18 protein-coding genes and 2 tRNA genes are annotated in these 19,818 nt (G+C 54.7%); 5 read left to right on the top strand and 15 right to left on the bottom strand.

Annotated elements, in window-relative coordinates; all coding sequences use genetic code 11:
• Positions 1–31: 31 nt before the first annotated feature.
• The 4 genes from infB to ABLV76_RS08865 form a co-directional block, all read right to left on the bottom strand.
• A complete protein-coding gene (gene infB, locus ABLV76_RS08880; RefSeq protein WP_004206173.1) occupies positions 32–2,722 on the bottom strand; it encodes a translation initiation factor IF-2 in 2,691 nt (896 codons plus the stop codon).
• Positions 2,723–2,746: 24 nt separating this feature from the next.
• Positions 2,747–4,234, bottom strand: coding sequence for a transcription termination factor NusA (nusA, locus tag ABLV76_RS08875; protein WP_002918252.1), 1,488 nt, complete (start codon positions 4,232–4,234; stop codon positions 2,747–2,749).
• A 27-nt stretch (positions 4,235–4,261) separates the two neighbouring features.
• A complete protein-coding gene (gene rimP, locus ABLV76_RS08870; RefSeq protein WP_002918364.1) occupies positions 4,262–4,714 on the bottom strand; it encodes a ribosome maturation factor RimP in 453 nt (150 codons plus the stop codon).
• Positions 4,715–4,922: 208 nt separating this feature from the next.
• Positions 4,923–4,999, bottom strand: a tRNA-Met gene (locus ABLV76_RS08865).
• Positions 5,000–5,306: 307 nt separating this feature from the next.
• On the opposite strand from ABLV76_RS08865, the gene argG reads away from it, so the two are divergent.
• From argG to ABLV76_RS08850, 3 genes are all read left to right on the top strand, one after another.
• Positions 5,307–6,650, top strand: a complete 1,344-nt coding sequence (gene argG / locus ABLV76_RS08860) for an argininosuccinate synthase (RefSeq protein WP_004144895.1) — start codon at positions 5,307–5,309, stop codon at positions 6,648–6,650.
• A gap of 173 nt (positions 6,651–6,823) precedes the next feature.
• A complete protein-coding gene (locus tag ABLV76_RS08855; RefSeq protein WP_004206175.1) occupies positions 6,824–7,453 on the top strand; it encodes a winged helix-turn-helix transcriptional regulator in 630 nt (209 codons plus the stop codon).
• A gap of 353 nt (positions 7,454–7,806) precedes the next feature.
• Positions 7,807–8,358: a YfaZ family outer membrane protein gene (locus ABLV76_RS08850; protein WP_032456656.1), complete on the top strand. Its 552-nt coding sequence runs from the start codon at positions 7,807–7,809 to the stop codon at positions 8,356–8,358.
• Between the two features lie 41 nt (positions 8,359–8,399).
• Here ABLV76_RS08850 and ABLV76_RS08845 read toward each other — a convergent pair whose 3' ends face one another.
• The 7 genes from ABLV76_RS08845 to rlmE form a co-directional block, all read right to left on the bottom strand.
• Positions 8,400–8,648: a hypothetical protein gene (locus ABLV76_RS08845; protein ID WP_072206933.1), complete on the bottom strand. Its 249-nt coding sequence runs from the start codon at positions 8,646–8,648 to the stop codon at positions 8,400–8,402.
• Between the two features lie 297 nt (positions 8,649–8,945).
• Positions 8,946–9,032: transfer RNA gene (locus tag ABLV76_RS08840), tRNA-Leu, on the bottom strand.
• A gap of 9 nt (positions 9,033–9,041) precedes the next feature.
• The gene (gene secG / locus ABLV76_RS08835; RefSeq protein WP_002918369.1) at positions 9,042–9,371 is read right to left on the bottom strand and encodes a preprotein translocase subunit SecG; all 330 of its coding nucleotides are present in this window, start codon (positions 9,369–9,371) and stop codon (positions 9,042–9,044) included.
• A 229-nt stretch (positions 9,372–9,600) separates the two neighbouring features.
• Complete coding sequence (glmM, locus tag ABLV76_RS08830; protein WP_004206179.1) at positions 9,601–10,938, bottom strand: phosphoglucosamine mutase; 1,338 nt, start codon at positions 10,936–10,938, stop codon at positions 9,601–9,603.
• Positions 10,931–11,779, bottom strand: coding sequence for a dihydropteroate synthase (gene folP / locus ABLV76_RS08825; RefSeq protein WP_004206182.1), 849 nt, complete (start codon positions 11,777–11,779; stop codon positions 10,931–10,933). Before folP ends, glmM begins: the two co-directional genes overlap by 8 nt.
• A 96-nt stretch (positions 11,780–11,875) precedes the next feature.
• Complete coding sequence (ftsH, locus tag ABLV76_RS08820) at positions 11,876–13,810, bottom strand: ATP-dependent zinc metalloprotease FtsH (RefSeq protein WP_004206183.1); 1,935 nt, start codon at positions 13,808–13,810, stop codon at positions 11,876–11,878.
• 99 nt (positions 13,811–13,909) lie between these two features.
• Positions 13,910–14,539 carry a 23S rRNA (uridine(2552)-2'-O)-methyltransferase RlmE gene (rlmE, locus tag ABLV76_RS08815; RefSeq protein ID WP_002918373.1) on the bottom strand — a complete coding sequence of 210 codons (630 nt, stop codon included), beginning with the start codon at positions 14,537–14,539 and terminating at the stop codon, positions 13,910–13,912.
• A gap of 122 nt (positions 14,540–14,661) precedes the next feature.
• On the opposite strand from rlmE, the gene yhbY reads away from it, so the two are divergent.
• Positions 14,662–14,955: a ribosome assembly RNA-binding protein YhbY gene (gene yhbY, locus ABLV76_RS08810; RefSeq protein WP_002918374.1), complete on the top strand. Its 294-nt coding sequence runs from the start codon at positions 14,662–14,664 to the stop codon at positions 14,953–14,955.
• Between the two features lie 152 nt (positions 14,956–15,107).
• On the opposite strand, the gene greA is transcribed toward yhbY, so the two are convergent.
• Positions 15,108–15,584: a transcription elongation factor GreA gene (gene greA / locus ABLV76_RS08805; protein ID WP_002918375.1), complete on the bottom strand. Its 477-nt coding sequence runs from the start codon at positions 15,582–15,584 to the stop codon at positions 15,108–15,110.
• Positions 15,585–15,819: 235 nt separating this feature from the next.
• On the opposite strand from greA, the gene dacB reads away from it, so the two are divergent.
• Entirely contained in the window at positions 15,820–17,253 is a 1,434-nt protein-coding gene (gene dacB / locus ABLV76_RS08800; protein ID WP_004206185.1) for a serine-type D-Ala-D-Ala carboxypeptidase, read from the top strand.
• 52 nt (positions 17,254–17,305) lie between these two features.
• Here dacB and cgtA read toward each other — a convergent pair whose 3' ends face one another.
• The 3 genes from cgtA to rpmA all read right to left on the bottom strand — a co-directional run bounded on the left by cgtA (position 17,306) and on the right by rpmA (position 19,816).
• Positions 17,306–18,484: an Obg family GTPase CgtA gene (cgtA, locus tag ABLV76_RS08795; RefSeq protein WP_004206186.1), complete on the bottom strand. Its 1,179-nt coding sequence runs from the start codon at positions 18,482–18,484 to the stop codon at positions 17,306–17,308.
• A 15-nt stretch (positions 18,485–18,499) separates the two neighbouring features.
• Positions 18,500–19,465: a DMT family transporter gene (locus ABLV76_RS08790; protein ID WP_004206187.1), complete on the bottom strand. Its 966-nt coding sequence runs from the start codon at positions 19,463–19,465 to the stop codon at positions 18,500–18,502.
• 93 nt (positions 19,466–19,558) lie between these two features.
• Complete coding sequence (rpmA, locus tag ABLV76_RS08785) at positions 19,559–19,816, bottom strand: 50S ribosomal protein L27 (protein ID WP_002434222.1); 258 nt, start codon at positions 19,814–19,816, stop codon at positions 19,559–19,561.
• Between the last annotated feature and the right edge of the window lie 2 nt (positions 19,817–19,818).

Below are 19,818 nucleotides of genomic sequence, written 5' to 3'. Positions count from 1 at the left end.
TCGCTTCCCCGGCGGCTTAGCCATCCGATGATTAATCGATGCTACGCTGGATTTCGATGATTTCGAACACTTCGATCATATCGCCAACGCGAACGTCGTTGTAGTTCTTCACACCGATACCACATTCCATGCCGTTACGGACTTCGTTAACGTCATCTTTGAAGCGGCGCAGGGATTCCAGCTCGCCTTCATAGATAACCACGTTGTCACGCAGCACGCGGATTGGGTTGTGACGTTTGATGGTCCCTTCGGTAACCATACAGCCCGCGATGGCGCCGAATTTCGGCGATTTAAAGACATCGCGCACTTCAGCCAGACCGATGATCTGCTGTTTCAGTTCCGGAGACAGCATACCGCTCATCGCCGCTTTCACTTCGTCGATCAGGTTATAGATGACGGAGTAGTAGCGCAGATCCAGGCTTTCCGCTTCGATAACTTTACGCGCAGAGGCATCGGCACGAACGTTGAAGCCAACCAGAATCGCGTTGGATGCTGCAGCCAGGGTGGCGTCGGTTTCGGTGATACCACCTACGCCGGAACCGATGATCTTCACTTTCACTTCGTCGGTAGACAGTTTCAGTAAGGAATCGGAAATCGCTTCGACAGAACCCTGTACGTCCGCTTTCAGCACGATGTTCACTTCGTGAACTTCGCCTTCGGTCATGTTAGCGAACATGTTTTCCAGTTTAGATTTCTGCTGACGCGCCAGCTTAACTTCACGGAATTTGCCCTGACGATACAGCGCCACTTCACGCGCTTTTTTCTCGTCACGAACCACGGTCACTTCGTCACCGGCAGCCGGCACACCGGACAGGCCGAGGATTTCCACCGGAATGGACGGACCCGCTTCCAGCACTTCGCGACCCAGTTCGTCACGCATCGCACGCACACGGCCGTATTCGAAGCCGCACAGAACGATATCACCCTTGTGCAGAGTACCTTCGCGAACCAGAACGGTAGCAACCGGACCACGACCTTTATCAAGGAAGGATTCGATCACTGCGCCGCTCGCCATCCCGTTACGGACCGCTTTCAGCTCGAGGACTTCAGCCTGCAGCAGGATCGCGTCCAGCAGGTCGTCGATACCGGTACCGGCTTTCGCGGAGACGTGGACGAACTGGCTCTCGCCGCCCCACTCTTCCGGCAGGATGCCGTACTGGGACAGTTCATTCTTCACGCGGTCCGGATCGGCTTCAGGCTTATCGATCTTGTTCACCGCAACTACCACCGGCACCTGCGCCGCTTTGGCGTGCTGGATAGCTTCGATAGTCTGCGGCATCACGCCGTCGTCTGCCGCCACCACCAGAACCACGATATCCGTCGCCTGCGCACCACGAGCACGCATGGAGGTAAACGCGGCGTGGCCCGGGGTATCCAGGAAGGTGATCATGCCGTTGTCGGTTTCTACATGGTAAGCACCGATGTGCTGGGTAATACCACCCGCTTCGCCGGAGGCAACCTTAGTAGAACGAATATAGTCCAGCAGCGAGGTTTTACCGTGGTCAACGTGACCCATGATGGTCACAACCGGTGCGCGCGGTTCAGCCGCCGCGCCGGTGTCACGGTCGCTCATTACCGCTTCTTCCAGCTCGTTTTCACGACGCAGGATAACTTTGTGGCCCATCTCTTCGGCAACCAGCTGTGCGGTTTCCTGGTCGATGACCTGGTTGATGGTCGCCATGGCGCCCAGCTTCATCATCGCTTTGATGACCTGAGAACCTTTCACCGCCATCTTGTTAGCCAGTTCGCCAACGGTGATGGTTTCGCCGATCACCACGTCACGGTTAACGGCCTGCGCCGGCTTCTGGAAGCCCTGCTGCAGAGCAGAACCCTTACGGTGCTTACCGCCTTTACCGCCGCGAACGGCCGCACGGGCTTCTTCACGATCGGCTTTCGATTCAGCGTGTTTGTTGCCTTTCTTCGCCGGACGCGCCGCTTTGCTGCTGCGGCTGCGGCCGCGACCGCCTTCGACTTCACGATCGTTATCATCTTCAGCCTGACGAGCATGCTGTGACGTGGTGACGTGATAGTCGCTGGTGTCTTCCGGGCTGTCTGAAGTTTCAGACCAATTTTTTTCGTTTTCTTCTGCCATACGGCGTGCTTCTTCCGCTACACGGCGCGCTTCTTCTTCAAGTTTGCGGCGTGCTTCTTCTTCCGATTTGCGCTTCAGTTCCGCGGCTTCGTTCTCGCGACGGATCTTTTCAGCCTGGGCGGTTTTGGTCATTTCGTCGGTATGTTGATTGCTCACTTTGTCTTTTTCCGCAGCTTCACGTTTCGCTTTATCAGCGACTTCACGTTTAGCTTGTTCTGCGGCCTCACGTTCAGCTTTTAATTGCGCCTCGCGTTTCGCTGCTTCTTCAGCTTCACGACGGGCCTGCTCTTCCGCTTCACGCTGCGCCTGCTCTTCCGCGGCCAGGCGTTCAGCCTCTTGCGGATCGCGTTTCACAAAGGTGCGTTTCTTGCGGACTTCGATTTGTACCGATTTACTCTTTCCACCGGTACCTGGAATATTCAACGTACTGCGCGTCTTACGCTGTAACGTCAGCTTGTCTGGCGCCGAACCATGCTCACGGTTCAGGTGCGTCAACAAAGTTTGTTTCTCTTGCGAGGTCACAGAATCATCAGCCGTTTTGCGGATGCCTGCGTCAGCAAATTGCTGTATCAGGCGATCCACAGAGGTCTGAATCTCTGAGGCCAGCGCTTTAATAGTCACATCTGTCATGCTGTTCCTTCCTGCTACAGTTTATTACGCTTCGTCGCCGAACCAACAAATGTTGCGAGCGGCCATGATGAGCTCGCCAGCTTTCTCGTCGGTCATCCCTTCGATATCAGCCAGGTCATCAACGCCCTGCTCGGCGAGATCTTCCAGCGTACAAACACCACGGGCAGCCAGTTTGAATGCCAGGGCACGATCCAGACCTTCGAGATTCAACAGATCATCGGCAGGTTTGTTATCTCCCAAGCTTTCTTCCTGAGCCAGCGCCAGCGTAGTCAGTGCGTTTTTCGCACGCTCACGAAGTGCTTCAACGGTGGCTTCATCCAGACCGTCGATTTCCAGCAGTTCTTTCATCGGCACATAGGCCAGCTCTTCCAGCGAGGAGAAGCCTTCTTCAACCAGCACTGTCGCGAAATCTTCATCAATATCGAGATATTTGGTGAAGGTATCGATAGCGGCATGCGCTTCCGCCTGGTGCTTAGCCTGCAGATCGTCAACGGTCATCACGTTGAGTTCCCAGCCGCTAAGCTGCGAGGCCAGGCGGACGTTCTGACCGTTACGGCCAATCGCCTGCGCCAGGTTGCCCGCTTCTACCGCGATATCCATGGTGTGTTTATCTTCATCCACCACGATGGACGCGACGTCTGCCGGCGCCATAGCGTTAATCACGAACTGCGCCGGGTTATCATCCCAGAGGACGATATCGATACGCTCGCCGCCCAGCTCAGTTGAAACCGCCTGCACGCGCGCGCCGCGCATACCGACGCAAGCGCCAACCGGGTCGATACGCTTGTCGTTGGTTTTCACCGCGATTTTGGCACGAGATCCCGGATCGCGAGCCGCCGCTTTGATTTCCAGCACTTCTTCACCGATTTCCGGCACTTCGATGCGGAACAGTTCGATCAGCATCTCAGGTTTGGAACGGGTCACGAACAGCTGGGCGCCACGCGCTTCCGGACGGACTGCGTACAGTACGCCGCGAATGCGGTCGCCCGGGCGGAAGTTCTCACGCGGCAGCATATCTTCACGCAGGATCACGGCTTCAGCGTTGTTGCCCAGATCCAGAGTGATGTTGTCGCGGTTCACTTTTTTCACCACGCCGGTGATGATCTCACCTTCGTGCTCGCGGAACTGATCGACCACCATTGCGCGCTCGGCTTCGCGAACTTTCTGCACGATAACCTGTTTAGCGGTCTGGGTGGTGATGCGGTCGAAAGTGACAGACTCAATCTGATCTTCGACGTAGTCACCGACGTTCATGCTTTCATCTTCGAAACGCGCGGCTTCCAGCGTGATCTCGCGCGTCGGCTGGGTCACTTCTTCTACAACCAGCCAGCGACGGAAAGTGTCGAAATCGCCGCTCTTACGGTCGATTTCAACGCGAACGTCGATCTCTTGTTCGTATTTTTTCTTGGTGGCCGTTGCCAGCGCGCTTTCCAGCGCTTCGAAAATTTTCTCACGCGGCAGCGCTTTTTCGTTGGAAACGGCTTCAACAACAGCCAAAATTTCTTTGTTCATCGGGGCCTTTCACCTCAATCCAGACTGTTAAAAGTGGGGAACCAGGTTCGCCTTCTGGATGTTACTCAGCGCGAACACTTCATCTTTGCCTTCGACGGTTACCGTGATCATTTCACCGTCTACCGCTTTGATAATGCCCTGCCATTTGCGACGGTTCTGAACCGCCATGCGCAGCACCAGCGCAACTTCTTCGCCAGTGAAACGTTGATAGTGTTCGGCGGTGAACATCGGACGGTCGAGACCAGGCGAAGAGACTTCCAGGTTGTAAGCGACAGTGATCGGGTCTTCGACATCCATGACGGCGCTTACCTGGTGGCTCACATCAGCACAATCATCAACGTTGATGCCATCTTCACTATCAATATAGATGCGCAGTGTGGATGTGCGACCGCGAATAAATTCGATGCCGACCAGCTCAAAGCCAAGCGCTTCAACCGGCGCAGTGAGCATCTCTGTCAATTTTTGCTCTAATGTGGACAAACCCACCCCCAAGACATAAAAAAAGGGCGTATAGCCCAGTTATTCTGAAGTCAGATAACAAAAAACCCCGATAAATCGGGGCTTTAGATAACTGAACCCTGAGATCGCCATGGCGATCTGGAACACCTTCCGCAAGAATTCTTTCAAATTCGGCTACGAAGGACACCTAGTCCTCACAGTATATTTGAAAAAGTACTTAATGGGAAAGTGGTTGCGGGGGCCGGATTTGAACCGACGACCTTCGGGTTATGAGCCCGACGAGCTACCAGGCTGCTCCACCCCGCGCCTGAAACGTGGCATATTTTACTCTTTTTGAGCAAAAGACGCAAATACTGCTGGGATTTGGTACCGAAGACGGGACATAAAATCGGGATGAATTGTAACGGCAACTAGTATATTTTGTCAACATGCATTTTAGCGCCCCCGATTGCCGTTTGTGCTGGTATTTCAGGCTTTTTTAACAAAAAGATGATGAAGCCCTTCCTGTCGCCAGTAAAAGATGGTTAAATGAATACTCACAATTAATGCATAAAAATGCAGTTAAGGTTGTTGGGTCGAACTCACCACAGTCTATCGAGCAGGGTTTTATTTTATGACGACGATTCTCAAGCATCTCCCGGTTGGTCAACGTATTGGTATCGCTTTCTCTGGTGGACTGGATACCAGCGCCGCGCTGTTATGGATGCGCAAAAAAGGCGCCGTGCCTTATGCATATACCGCTAACCTGGGTCAACCGGACGAAGACGACTACGATGCTATTCCGCGCCGCGCGAAAGAGTACGGCGCCGAAGGTGCCCGTCTGATCGACTGCCGCAAACAGCTGGTCGCAGAAGGGATCGCCGCGATTCAGTGTGGCGCTTTCCATAACACCACTGGCGGGTTGACCTATTTCAACACCACGCCGCTGGGCCGCGCGGTCACCGGCACCATGCTGGTAGCGGCAATGAAAGAAGACGGCGTTAACATCTGGGGCGATGGCAGCACCTATAAAGGCAACGATATCGAACGTTTCTATCGCTACGGCCTGCTGACCAACGCTGAACTGCAGATCTACAAACCGTGGCTGGACAGCGATTTCATCAATGAACTCGGCGGCCGTCACGAAATGTCCGAATTTATGATCGCCTGCGGCTTTGACTACAAGATGTCGGTCGAGAAAGCCTATTCCACCGACTCCAACATGCTCGGCGCTACCCACGAAGCGAAAGATCTGGAGTTTCTGAATTCCAGCGTCAAGATCGTCAACCCGATTATGGGCGTGAAGTTCTGGGACGAAAACGTGAAGATCCCTGCGGAAGAAGTCACTGTACGCTTTGAGCAGGGCCACCCGGTGGCGCTGAATGGCAAAACCTTCGCCGATGACGTTGAAATGATGCTGGAAGCCAACCGCATCGGCGGTCGTCACGGCCTGGGCATGAGCGACCAGATCGAAAACCGCATTATCGAAGCGAAAAGCCGCGGCATTTATGAAGCCCCGGGGATGGCGCTGCTGCATATCGCCTACGAGCGTCTGCTGACCGGTATTCATAACGAAGATACTATCGAGCAGTATCACGCTCACGGTCGCCAGCTGGGCCGTCTGCTGTATCAGGGGCGCTGGTTCGATTCCCAGGCGCTGATGCTGCGTGATTCGCTGCAGCGCTGGGTCGCCAGCCAGATCACCGGCGAAGTCACCCTTGAGCTGCGTCGCGGCAATGACTACTCGATCCTCAATACGGTATCAGACAACCTGACTTATAAAGCAGAGCGCCTGACCATGGAAAAAGGCGATTCCATGTTTACCGCTGAAGACCGTATCGGCCAGCTGACCATGCGTAATCTGGATATCACCGATACCCGCGAGAAGCTGTTCGGCTACGCGCAGTCTGGCCTGCTGAGCGCCTCCTCAGCGACGGGTTTACCGCAGGTTGAAAATCTGGAAAACAAAGGCAAATAATCGCCTGACGATGTTTACTCTCTCTGCCGGCGGCTCTCCGCCGGCTTTTTATTTTTTGTTACCAGTCAGCAGCAGAAAAATCGAAAAGAGGCATTTTTTCCTTATCACCCGGCCGGCAAAATTGTTGACTATAATAGCCTCAATTGATTAATTCATATCTGGTGATAAACATCATGAATATTAAACCGCCGATCAGGCCGCAAAAGGCCATTGACCGACTGATCGATGTGCTTGAGCCACACGCGACGCCCGTTAACGCGATCGCCAGAAAAAGACTAACGTGGGAATATAAAGGTAAGACCCAACTCTTTATTTTTAAAAAAGGCGAGCTGTCGATTATTCGTAATTCCGACAAGCTATTGATGGTGACCGTCTATGAGCCGCATCTGTTCGGCGTGGCGGAAATGCTGCAGCCCAGCCGCAGCCATAGTCTGCGGGCGGAGGTCTCTTCCGAACTGCTGCGTATCGATTATGACCTGGCGTCGGCGCTATTCCGTCAGCACAACCTGTGGGAAGAAGTCACCAGCCTGCTGGCTTATCATACCTCGTATATGGTATATCGTGACGATCTGGTCCTGCAGCAGCGAACCTATTCGGTGATCCGTAACCATCTGCTGGAAATGATGCTCTTAACCGAAGAGACCCGGCAGCGCGTGTCTATTCTGGAATATATTCAGGACCGGACCCATCTGTCGCGCAGCAGTATTCTCAATGTCTTGTCAGCCTTAAAGAAAGGCGGTTATATTGCCTTTGCCCGCGGCGGTTATTTGCAAAGTATCGCCTCGCTTCCGGAAAAATTCTAACCCGCGCCCGTCACCATCTTTTTGTCGTTATTCACCTTACTGTTGAAAATGTTTAAATTTAAATCAATAAACGCTAACGGTAAAAAAAGAAAAATTTTATGCTGAGTTCCTGAATTTACCGGTGGACAACATGTCCCTGAGATCAACCAGCAGACTGCCACTCACGGCGTTAACCGCCGGGCCTGCATCAGCTCAGGATATGCCACCGGAAATCGGCCAGGCGTGAGCAGCGGCAGCGGGAGTTGACCCCTCTTGTTTGCCGTCTGCAGCGACCATAACGATGAGATCCAAGAACCCGTTAATTTTGCCCGAACGCCCGTATCGGGCTTTTTTTTATCTGAAGGAATTCAACAATGAAGTCTATTGCTCCAAAAATGGTTGCCGTGATGATCGCTTTAGGGGCCAGCAGCGCTGCCTGCGCATCCGTTAACCTGCATGGTGAAGCCGGCGCCGAGTTTACCAATCTGTCCGCCAGCTTTGGTGCCGGGGAACCTGGCATGACGTTCAACACCCAGTGGGCCCACAGCGACAATGACGGGGACAGCGTAGGACTGGGAATGGGTTACAACTTTAACCTCGGGCCCTTTCTGATGACGCTGGGCGGTAAAGGGGTCTATTTGAACCCTAAAGACGGTGATGAAGGTTACGCTATCGCCGCAGGTGGCGGAGCAGAACTCCCACTCGGCCAGTACTTCACGCTCTTCGGTGAGGGTTATTACTCGCCGGACTCGATGTCCAGCGGCGTCGATGATTATGTGGAGGCTAATGCCGGGCTACGCCTTAACGTGCTCCCGTCGCTAAATATCGAAGCTGGCTATCGTTATATCGATATGGCGGGGAAAGATGGCAACCGCGACAACACCCTCGCCGACGGGGCCTATGCCGGGGTTAACTTCCGCTTTTAATCCATGCACAGGGATTGCCTTCCGGCAGTCCCTGTCTCATCTCAGCTGGTCAGCGGCACGCTTTTCAGTACACGGTTGATCTCCTGCAGACCAGCAACATTATTCTCTTTACGGTAAACGTCATTCATGGATGCCATCTGCTCCAGGCGGGTCAACGCGCCATACACCTGATATGCCTCGCTGTGTCTGTCGAACACATCGCGGCGCTCCACATCCTGCAAATAATGGCTTTTCAACGAATGATTAAGGCGACCAATCAGTGCCGTATTGTCCTGGAAATAGCGCGTCACCGCCTGGGCATTGTTCGCCGCAGTCCCCGGCTCACTGTGCGATACCGGTACGGTTAGCGTATTAATCGTCTCCACCGTTTTGGATGGGGATGTTGAACTGCATCCCGCTAAACCGAGCACGCCGGCGACGATAAGCACCCCGATCTTGTTCATTGTGTCACTTCACCTCTGTTAATTTGACGAGGCGACTTTAACGACAGCAAAAGGAGGGGACCAGCGAAGAGATGTTTAATAATAAATGGTCGGTGGGGACAAAAACAAAAAAAGACGCTTTTCAGCGTCTTTCTTCTGGAATATTGGTACCGAGGATGGGACTCGAACCCACAAGCCCGTTAGGGCACTACCACCTCAAGGTAGCGTGTCTACCAATTCCACCACCTCGGTACAGAATACTTAGTGCGGGATATCGCTGGTCGGCTGAGCCGGCGCAGTTGGCTGAGTTTGCTCCGTTTTAGGCGCGCTCAGGTTATCCCACTCACTTCCTTTACTGGTCTTGTTGCTGTTGATGTTACCCAGCGCCAGACTGATGATGAAGAACAGCGCAGCCAGGATGCCGGTCATACGGGTCATGAAGTTACCAGAACCGCTGGACCCAAACAGTGTGCCGGAAGCGCCTGCACCGAAGGAGGCTCCCATATCAGCGCCTTTACCTTGCTGCAGCATAACCAGACCTACGAGGCCAATCGCTACAATAAGGAAAACAACCAAAAGAGCTTCGTACATAATCAACCTGTTCCTTGCGGATTCGCCGCATACCAAGTGCTTCGACCAATAAAGCGGGACGTTTTAACGTTTCCCACTGAAGCGGGTGTGAATACTAACCAAAGCGAATGACCTTCGCAAGGGCAATTTCGACACATTGTATCAACTGCAGAAAAAAACAGCAAAAAGCCGGTATTCGATCATAAAAAAGGCGGCAAGCGCCGCCTTTTTAACCACTTAGCCAGCAAGTTTAGACGCTTTTTACCGCTTCGGCGATGCGATGCGCAAACTCGTGCACCTGATCTTCATGCTCGCCTTCCACCATGACGCGGATCAGCGGCTCCGTACCCGATTTACGCAGCAGGACGCGGCCGCGCTTACCTAATGCCGCTTCCACTTCTGCGGTCACCGCTTTGACATGCTCATTCTCCAGAGGGTTGCCGCTGCCCTCGGTAAAGCGCACATTCACCAGCAGCTGAGGGAACATCTTCATGCCGCTGCACAGGTCATGCAGGCTCATGTGGTTGCGTACCATCGCCGCGACCACCTGCAGACTGGCGACGATGCCATCGCCGGTGGTGGTTTTATCCAGCAGGATCACATGGCCGGAGTTTTCCGCACCGATGCGCCAGCCTTTTTCCTGAAGCATCTCCAGCACATAGCGGTCGCCCACCTTCGCACGGGCAAACGGGATGCCTAGCTGCTTGAGCGCCAGCTCCAGGCCCATATTGCTCATCAGCGTACCGACGGCGCCGCCGCGCAGCTGTCCCTGACGCAGCCCTTCCCGGGCGATGATGTAGAGGATTTGGTCACCATCGACTTTATTGCCTTCATGGTCAACCATGATCACCCGATCGCCATCGCCGTCGTAGGCAATGCCCAGATCGGCTTTTTCCGCCAGCACGCGCGCCTGCAGCGCCCGCACGTCGGTAGCCCCGACCTCTTCGTTGATGTTGAGGCCGTCAGGCTCACAGCCCATCGCGATAACCTGGGCGCCCAGCTCGCGGAATACATTAGGAGCGATGTGGTAGGTCGCGCCATGCGCACAGTCCACCACCACTTTCAGCGTGGAGAGGCTCAGTTCATTGGGAAAGGTGCCTTTACAAAACTCAATGTAGCGCCCCGCGGCATCGACGATACGGCTGGCTTTACCCAGCTCAGCCGAGTCCACACAGGTGAGTTCTTTCTCCATTTCAGCTTCAATCGCCTCTTCCACATCATCTGGCAGCTTGGTGCCCTCAATGGAGAAGAACTTGATGCCGTTGTCGTAGAAAGGGTTATGTGAAGCGGAGATGACGATCCCCGCCTCGGCGCGAAATGCGCGCGTCAGGTAGGCGATCGCCGGCGTCGGCATTGGCCCGGTGAACGATGCAGAGAGTCCCGCTGCCGCCAGCCCGGCTTCCAGCGCCGATTCCAGCATATAGCCCGAAATACGGGTATCCTTGCCGATGATAATTTTACGCGAGCCGTGGCGCGCTAACACTTTACCCGCCGCCCAGCCGAGCTTAAGCACAAATTCCGGAGTGATCGGCGCATCGCCGACGCGGCCACGAATACCATCGGTGCCAAAATACTTGCGGTTACTCATAACGTTTTTTTCCCTTAGCGGCGAGGGTGGCTTCCACCACGCGCAGCGCTTCTACCGTTTCTTTGACATCATGGACGCGGATAATCTGCGCGCCCTGCATTGCTGCTATGACGGCACACGCCAGGCTGCCGTTCAGCCGTTCCGACGGCCCAACGTTCAGCAACTGACCTACCATCGACTTACGCGACATACCGACCAGCAGCGGCAGACCAAAGTGATGAAACTCTCCCAGCCTGGCCAGCAACTGATAATTGTGGGTGAGATTTTTACCGAAACCGAATCCCGGGTCGAGCAGCAATTTTTCTTTTGCGATCCCCGCCTGTTCGCAGCGCACGATGTGTTCATTAAAAAAGCGCTCTACATCGGCGAAGACATCCTCATACTTCGGCGCCTCCTGCATGGTTTTCGGCTGTCCCTGCATATGCATCAGACACACCGGCAACCCGGTTTCCGCCGCAGCCTGCAGCGCGCCGGGTTCGGTCAGCGAACGAATATCGTTAATGATATGCGCCCCCGCTCGGGCCGATTCGCGGATAACCTCCGCTTTGGAGGTGTCCACTGAGATCCACACCTCAAAGCGCTGGGCGATAGCCTCCACCACCGGGATCACCCGCGCAAGCTCCTCTTCCACGCTAACCTCAGCCGCCCCTGGCCGCGTCGATTCACCGCCGATATCAATGATGGTCGCCCCGGCGTTGATCATCAGATTGGCATGCTTCACCGCCTCAATCAGCGAATTATGGGCGCCGCCATCAGAGAAGGAGTCAGGCGTCACATTAAGAATACCCATCACGTGGGGGTGAGAGAGATCGAGGGTTGAGCCCTGGGCTACAAGTTTCATCACAAAATCCCTGAGACAGAAGAGGTTAAAAAAGAAAAACCCCGGAGCGGGCGCCCCGGGGTTTTAAGGTTAAAACAAGACATCAACAGCGGCAGCTTATTTGTCGCCCAGCTGCTCTGACATGGTATTGCCCGGGTTCGGCGTACGCGGTTCATCAACCGGACGCGGCGCACGAGGCGTGCCATTGTTGTCAGAGTTGTTAGAAGAACCTGGTTCTTCCCAACCCGCTGGCGGACGAACATCGCGACGAGCCATCAGGTCGTCAATCTGCGGCGCATCGATGGTCTCATACTTCATGAGCGCATCTTTCATCGCGTGCAGAATATCCATGTTGTCGTTCAGCAACTGGCGAGCACGACCATAGTTACGCTCAATCAGCGATTTCACTTCCTGGTCGATGATACGCGCGGTTTCATCGGACATATGCTTCGCTTTCGCGACGCTGCGGCCGAGGAACACTTCACCCTCTTCTTCCGCATACAGCAGCGGACCGAGTTTGTCGGAGAAGCCCCACTGGGTCACCATGTTACGCGCCAGGTTCGTCGCCACTTTAATGTCGTTGGACGCGCCGGTAGAAACATGTTCCGGACCGTAGATAATCTCTTCCGCCAGACGACCGCCGTACAAGGTGGAGATCTGACTTTCCAGTTTCTGACGGCTGGCGCTGATCGCATCGCCTTCCGGCAGGAAGAAGGTCACACCCAGCGCACGACCGCGCGGGATAATCGTCACTTTGTGTACCGGATCGTGCTCCGGCACCAGGCGACCGATAATCGCGTGGCCCGCTTCGTGGTAAGCGGTAGACTCTTTCTGCGCTTCCGTCATCACCATGGAGCGGCGTTCCGCACCCATCATGATTTTGTCTTTCGCTTTTTCGAACTCAACCATCGAGACGACGCGTTTGTTGCCGCGGGCAGCAAACAGGGCCGCTTCGTTGACCAGGTTGGCCAGGTCGGCACCGGAGAAGCCAGGGGTACCGCGAGCAATGATTGCCGCATCGATATCCGGCGCCAGCGGAACGCGACGCATATGCACTTTCAGGATCTGCTCACGACCGCGAACATCCGGCAGGCCAACCACCACCTGGCGGTCAAAACGGCCCGGACGCAACAGCGCGGGGTCAAGAACGTCCGGACGGTTAGTCGCCGCGATAACGATAATGCCTTCGTTACCTTCAAAGCCGTCCATCTCAACCAGCATCTGGTTCAGGGTCTGCTCACGTTCATCGTGGCCACCGCCAAGACCGGCGCCACGCTGGCGGCCGACGGCGTCGATTTCATCGATGAAGATGATGCAAGGCGCTGCTTTCTTAGCCTGTTCGAACATGTCACGCACACGAGATGCACCAACACCGACGAACATTTCTACGAAGTCAGAACCGGAAATAGTAAAGAACGGCACTTTTGCTTCGCCAGCGATCGCTTTCGCCAGCAACGTTTTACCGGTACCCGGAGGACCGACCATCAGGACGCCTTTCGGGATCTTACCGCCCAGTTTCTGGAAGCGGCTCGGCTCACGCAGGTATTCCACCAGTTCGCCGACTTCCTCTTTCGCTTCGTCACACCCGGCAACGTCAGCAAAAGTGGTTTTGATCTGATCTTCCGTCAGCATACGGGCTTTGCTTTTGCCGAAGGACATCGCGCCCTTCCCGCCGCCGCCCTGCATTTGCCGCATAAAAAAGATCCAGACGCCGATCAACAGCAGCATAGGGAACCAGGAGATGAAGATGGAAGCCAGCAGGCTTGGCTCTTCTGGTGGTTCACCAACCACTTTGACGTTTTTAGTCAACAGGTTATCGAGCAGCTTCGGATCGTTAACCGGAATGTAAGTCGTGTAACGGTTACTATCTTTCTTGGTAACGTTGATCTCACGTCCGTTGATACGCGCTTCGCGAACCTGGTCCTGATTGACCTCTTGCAGGAAGGTAGAATAATCCACCTTGCGGCCATTCGACTCGCTGGGCCCAAAGCTCTGGAATACTGACATCAGCACAACGGCAATGACCAGCCAGAGTATTAGGTTTTTCGCCATGTCACTCAAGGGATTAACCTCTTATTACAACTGTGTTAAAAACAGCGTCAGGATACTCTATATCCAGTTTCTTTCAAACTTTCGTTTGAAATCTGCCGGTTATGGTTTACGCCCGGTCGCTACAATATACACTTCACGCGAACGAGCGCGGGAAGAGTCCGGCTTACGAACTTTGACCTTCGTAAACAGGGAGCGAATTTCTCGAAGATACTCATCGAAGCCTTCGCCCTGGAACACCTTCACTACAAAACTACCACCTGGCGCTAATACATCACGAGACATTTCAAGCGCCAGTTCTACCAGATACATAGCCCGGGGAATATCCACCGCCGGTGTTCCGCACATATTCGGCGCCATATCGGACATGACCACTTGTACTTTACTGTCGCCCACTCGCTCAAGTAACGCTTTCAGGACTAATTCATCACGAAAATCGCCCTGAAGGAAGTCCACACCAACAATTGGATCCATTGGTAAAAGATCGCAAGCGATGATGCGGCCGCTGTTGCCGATCTGCGTGACCGCATACTGCGACCAGCCACCGGGAGCAGCACCGAGGTCAACTACCGTCATCCCCGGCTTAAAAATTTTGTCACTTTGCTGTATTTCATCAAGTTTAAACCAGGCACGGGAACGTAACCCCTTTTTCTGTGCCTGTTGAACATATTTATCGCTAAAGTGTTCCTGAAGCCAGCGGCTTGAGCTGGCAGAACGCTTTTTACCTGTCATTTAACATTCCCGTTCGGGTTCATCGTACTTTACTGCGTAAAAATCGACGCGGTAGTTTGGCGATATATGGGAGATGGCGGTAGAATGACCCGTTTTCAATCCCAACGTAAGCAAAAAATACGATGAATCTGAGTACTAAACAAAAACAGCACCTGAAAGGTCTGGCACATCCGCTCAAGCCGGTAGTTATGCTTGGCAACAATGGTTTGACCGAAGGGGTACTGGCCGAGATCGAACAAGCGTTAGGGCACCATGAACTCATCAAGGTGAAGATCGCCTCAGAAGATCGCGAAACTAAAGCCTTGATCGTGGAAGCCATCGTGCGCGAAACCGGCGCCTGTAACGTACAGGTCATCGGTAAAACGCTGGTTCTGTACCGCCCAACGCCAGAGCGTAAAATCTCGCTGCCACGCTAAGAATATCCTCAATCCCGACACAACTTTGTGTAAAACGAGGGATTTCTGTGGCCAGGCGAGCAAAATGCCATGCTCGTGACGTTGATAAAAGGCCGCTATGCGGCCTTTTTCCTTTCTTTACAATCTATAAACATCGTAGCGGGAAATACGCCTTACAGGTATTCAACCTTGGTAATTTCGTATTCCACTTCCCCACCCGGTGTGCGGATAGTCACGACGTCATCCTGCTCTTTACCGATCAGACCACGGGCAATCGGCGAGTTCACGGAGATCAGATTCTGCTTAAAATCAGCTTCGTCATCGCCCACGATACGGTAGGTCTGCTCCTCGTCAGTATCGAGGTTCAGCACACTGACGGTTGAACCAAAAATCACCCGGCCATTGTTCGGCATTTTGGTGATATCGATAACCTGCGCGTTGGACAGTTTCGCTTCGATGTCCTTGATACGCCCTTCGCAGAAGCCCTGCTGTTCACGCGCGGCGTGATACTCGGCATTCTCTTTCAGATCGCCGTGTTCACGGGCCTCAGCAATAGCGGCAATGATTTCAGGACGACGCACAGACTTCAGATAATCCAGTTCTTCGCGCAGTTTTTCAGCGCCACGTAAGGTCATCGGAATCGCTTGCATTAGTTATACCTCTTTATCATTCCTTCAGGGAACGGATAGCCCCGCTCCGCCACCTGTCCTGTACACGGGCAGGACACGAGCAAAAAGAAACCGACCCGGGAAACACTCCCCAGGTCAGCAGCAATTTTTCATTTGATAGGTATTTTAACCCGAAGTTCATTATGGGTCATCGTTTACTTTACTGGGCGTTGCACCGTAGTATGACGGCCTGGCTTCAGGTTGTTAGCGCGAGATTATGCGATTTCCCAGATTTATCATCGGATTGACTGCCGGTATAGCGCTTAGCGCTCAGGCGGCGAATATTGACGAGTACATCACCCAGCTTCCCGCCGGTGCGAACCTTGCCTTTATGGCGCAAAAGGTCGGCGCGTCGACGCCGGAAATCGACTATCACAGCCAGCAAATGGCACTTCCAGCCAGTACGCAAAAGGTCATCACCGCGCTGGCGGCGCTGCTGCAACTGGGGCCCGATTTTCGCTTCACCACCACGCTGGAAACCAAAGGCTCACTGGACGGCGGCGTGCTGAAAGGCGATCTGATCGCCCGCTTCGGCGGCGACCCAACGCTGAAGCGGCAGGATATTCGCAACATGGTGGCGACGCTAAAAAAAGCTGGCGTGCAGCGTATCGACGGCAATGTGCTTATCGATACCTCGGTCTTCGCCAGCCATGATAAAGCGCCGGGGTGGCCGTGGAACGACATGACGCAATGCTTCAGCGCTCCGCCTGCGGCGGCGATTGTCGACCGCAACTGCTTCTCGGTCTCGCTGTATAGCGCGCAGAAGCCGGGCGATCTCGCCTTCATTCGCGTCGCCTCCTATTATCCGGTCACCATGTTCAGTCAGGTTCGCACCCTGGCGCGCGGCTCATCGGAAGCCCAGTATTGCGAACTGGACGTGGTGCCGGGCGACCTCAACCGCTATACCCTCACCGGCTGCCTGCCGCAGCGTAGCGAACCGCTGCCGCTGGCCTTTGCGATACAGGATGGTGCCAGCTATGCCGGGGCGATCCTTAAAGCGGAGCTGAAGCAGGCGGGGATCGCCTATAGCGGCACGCTGCTGCGTCAGACACTGGCCAATGAGCCCGGTACGGTATTAGCCACCACCCAGTCGGCGCCGCTGCACGATCTGCTGCGGATCATGCTGAAGAAATCCGACAACATGATTGCGGATACCGTTTTTCGTACCATCGGTCATGCCCGGTTCGGCGTACCAGGGACCTGGCGGGCAGGATCCGATGCCGTACGTCAGATCCTGCGTCAACAGGCTGGTGTTGATCTTGGCAACACCATCATCGCCGACGGCTCTGGCCTGTCGCGCCACAACCTGATCGCCCCGGCGACCATGATGCAGGTGTTGCAGTATATCGCCCAGCACGACACCGAGCTCAACTTCATCTCTATGCTGCCGCTGGCGGGCCATGACGGCTCGCTGCAGTATCGCGCCGGCCTCCATCAGGCGGGCGTCGATGGCAAAGTCTCGGCGAAAACTGGGTCACTGCAGGGGGTTTATAACCTTGCGGGCTTCATCACTACCGCCAGCGGGCAAAAGGTGGCCTTCGTGCAATACCTCTCCGGCTACGCCGTGGAGCCAGCCGATCAGCGTAATCGCCGCATACCGTTGGTGCGCTTTGAAAGCCGGCTTTATAAGGATCTGTACCAGAACAACTAAAAACAAAAGGGCCGCATCAGATGCGGCCCTTTTTGATCCAAAGAAGTCAGGATTAGCGTTTGTAGATGAATTCGACGCCTTCTTCGTCGTCTTCGTCCCAGTCGTCATCCCAGTCTTCGTCATCTTCCACTTCGGCTTCGGCCTCTTCAAGCTGCTGACGGTGATAGTCGTCCCACATAAACTCGACTTTCTCCGGCTTCTGCTCTTCTTCCGCCTGCACGATGGGGTTTTCGATGATGAAGGTCATCACGTCCCAGCACAGATCTTTCACGCCCTGCTGGCTGGCGGCGGAGATCAGGTAGAATTTCTCTTCCCAACCCAGCGCTTCAGCAATCGCCTTCGCTTTAGCTTCGGCTTCCGCTTTGTCCATCAGGTCAATCTTGTTAAAGACTAACCAGCGCGGTTTGGAGGCCAGCTTCTCGCTGTATTTCTCCAGCTCGCCGATGATGATGCGCGCGTTCTCAACCGGATCGGAACCGTCGATAGGCTCGATGTCAATCAAGTGCAGCAATACGCGGCAGCGCTCAAGGTGCTTGAGGAAGCGGATACCGAGGCCTGCGCCTTCCGCTGCGCCTTCAATCAGCCCCGGGATATCGGCGACCACAAAGCTCTTCTCGTTGTCCATACGCACCACGCCCAGGCTTGGCACCAGGGTGGTAAACGGATAGTCAGCCACTTTTGGCTTGGCGGCGGAGACCGCACGGATGAAGGTGGATTTACCGGCGTTCGGCATCCCCAGCATTCCGACGTCCGCCAGCAGCATCAGCTCCAGCTGCAGGTCGCGCTTATCACCCGGCGTACCCATGGTCTTCTGACGCGGCGTACGGTTAACGGATGATTTAAAACGGGTGTTGCCCAGACCGTGCCAGCCGCCCTTCGCCACCATCAGACGCTGACCGTGTTTGGTCATATCGCCCATGGTCTCGCCGGTGCCCTGGTCAATAACCCGGGTCCCGACCGGCACTTTTACCGTCACGTCTTTACCACGCTTACCGGTACAGTCGCGGCTCTGGCCATTCTGCCCGCGTTCGGCGCGGAAAGATTTTTCAAAACGGTAGTCGATCAGGGTATTCAGGTTCTCGTCCGCTTCCAGCCAGACATCGCCGCCGTCACCGCCATCGCCGCCGTCCGGGCCGCCTTTCGGAATATATTTTTCGCGGCGGAAGCTTACGCAACCATTGCCGCCGTCACCTGCTACGACCAGGATCGTTGCTTCATCTACAAACTTCATTTTACTCTCCGTAAATCATTCGCCTGAGCGGGGCAGCGGTACTACCGCCTCTCGCTTACGCCAACGTCCCCAAAGACGATGACCGATGGCGGAATACATCGCGCCCGCAACCACGACAAACGCACCGAGATAACCAATCAGGTTTAACATCGGTCTGGCGAAAACATCGGGCCAGGCCATTGATAATAAATCAGAAAACAGTAGCGTAAACAGTGGCGTCAAGGTGATTAACGCGCTGACCTGCGCCGCCTGCCAGCGCGCCATGGCTTCCGCCAGCGCCCCGTAGCCGACCAGGGTATTTAGCCCGCAAAAAATCAGGCATGCCAGTTGCCAGCTGCTTAACCGGGATATCACCCCAGGCTCAGCGAGCGGCAGTAATGCAATCGTACATAAAGTGTACAGCAAAAATAGTATCTGCTGCGATGCCAGACGGCGCAATAACACCTTTTGCGCGACGCCGTAGCTTACCCACACCGTGGCGGCAGCAACGCCGAAAATTACCCCCCACGTGTAGTCCGTCAGGCGGGTAAAGATTTCAATCAGGCTGGTGTTGAAGAACATCACCAGCCCGCTGAGCAGCATCAACGCGCCCACCACCTGGGTGCCGCGCATGCGCTCTTTCAGAATCACGACGCTAGCCACCATCATGCCCACCGGCGATAGCTGGCCGATGACCTGAGAAGCCGTGGGGCTGAGATACTGCAGGGAAGAACTGAACAGAATGAAGTTACCGAACAGACCGCCGGTGGCAATCGCTAATAAGACCAGCCAGCGCGGCTTGCGAAAAATCCGCAGCGGCGGCAGTTTGCCTTTGATCGCGAGGATCGCGCCAAGGCCAATACTGGCCATCAGGAAGCGATAAAACACCACCGTTGGCGGCGCCATCACCTCAAGAACCTGCTTCATTGCAATCGGCAACGCTCCCCAACACATCGCGGTGGTAAGCGCCAGAATAATGCCAATCCCAGCCTGCTGCTTCATGCCTGTTTCCCTGCAAAAATTTTCCGGTAGACGAATGTAAAAAGCCCCGCAACGTGTTGCGGGGCTTTCATCCGTTACCGGGACGCGAAAAACTTATTCAGCAACGATGCTGATGAATTTACGGTTTTTCGGGCCTTTAACTTCGAACTTGACTTTACCGTCAGTCAAAGCGAACAGAGTGTGGTCACGGCCGCAACCAACGTTGGTGCCAGCGTGGAATTTGGTACCACGTTGACGAACGATGATGCTACCTGCCAGAACTGCTTCACCGCCGAAACGTTTTACGCCCAGACGTTTAGCTTCTGAATCGCGACCGTTACGAGTCGAGCCGCCAGCCTTTTTATGTGCCATTT

Origin of the sequence: Klebsiella sp. GB_Kp047 (genome assembly GCF_040065235.1) — a bacterium.
In the GTDB taxonomy this organism is placed as follows: Bacteria; Pseudomonadota; Gammaproteobacteria; order Enterobacterales; family Enterobacteriaceae; genus Klebsiella; species Klebsiella quasipneumoniae.
The sequence above is the reverse complement of the archived record's forward strand: the minus strand, read 5'-3'. Positions and strand labels throughout refer to the sequence as shown.

Coding starts and splice junctions, on each gene's coding strand:
- secG (WP_002918369.1), bottom strand. CDS start 9,371: ATGTACGAAGCTCTTTTGGTTGTTTTCCTTATTGTAGCGATTGGCCTC.
- argG (WP_004144895.1), top strand. CDS start 5,307: ATGACGACGATTCTCAAGCATCTCCCGGTTGGTCAACGTATTGGTATC.
- ABLV76_RS08855 (WP_004206175.1), top strand. CDS start 6,824: ATGAATATTAAACCGCCGATCAGGCCGCAAAAGGCCATTGACCGACTG.
- rlmE (WP_002918373.1), bottom strand. CDS start 14,539: ATGACAGGTAAAAAGCGTTCTGCCAGCTCAAGCCGCTGGCTTCAGGAA.
- ABLV76_RS08790 (WP_004206187.1), bottom strand. CDS start 19,465: ATGAAGCAGCAGGCTGGGATTGGCATTATTCTGGCGCTTACCACCGCG.
- nusA (WP_002918252.1), bottom strand. CDS start 4,234: ATGAACAAAGAAATTTTGGCTGTTGTTGAAGCCGTTTCCAACGAAAAA.
- folP (WP_004206182.1), bottom strand. CDS start 11,779: ATGAAACTTGTAGCCCAGGGCTCAACCCTCGATCTCTCTCACCCCCAC.
- yhbY (WP_002918374.1), top strand. CDS start 14,662: ATGAATCTGAGTACTAAACAAAAACAGCACCTGAAAGGTCTGGCACAT.
- infB (WP_004206173.1), bottom strand. CDS start 2,722: ATGACAGATGTGACTATTAAAGCGCTGGCCTCAGAGATTCAGACCTCT.
- dacB (WP_004206185.1), top strand. CDS start 15,820: ATGCGATTTCCCAGATTTATCATCGGATTGACTGCCGGTATAGCGCTT.
- rpmA (WP_002434222.1), bottom strand. CDS start 19,816: ATGGCACATAAAAAGGCTGGCGGCTCGACTCGTAACGGTCGCGATTCA.
- ftsH (WP_004206183.1), bottom strand. CDS start 13,810: ATGGCGAAAAACCTAATACTCTGGCTGGTCATTGCCGTTGTGCTGATG.
- cgtA (WP_004206186.1), bottom strand. CDS start 18,484: ATGAAGTTTGTAGATGAAGCAACGATCCTGGTCGTAGCAGGTGACGGC.
- ABLV76_RS08850 (WP_032456656.1), top strand. CDS start 7,807: ATGAAGTCTATTGCTCCAAAAATGGTTGCCGTGATGATCGCTTTAGGG.
- greA (WP_002918375.1), bottom strand. CDS start 15,584: ATGCAAGCGATTCCGATGACCTTACGTGGCGCTGAAAAACTGCGCGAA.
- glmM (WP_004206179.1), bottom strand. CDS start 10,938: ATGAGTAACCGCAAGTATTTTGGCACCGATGGTATTCGTGGCCGCGTC.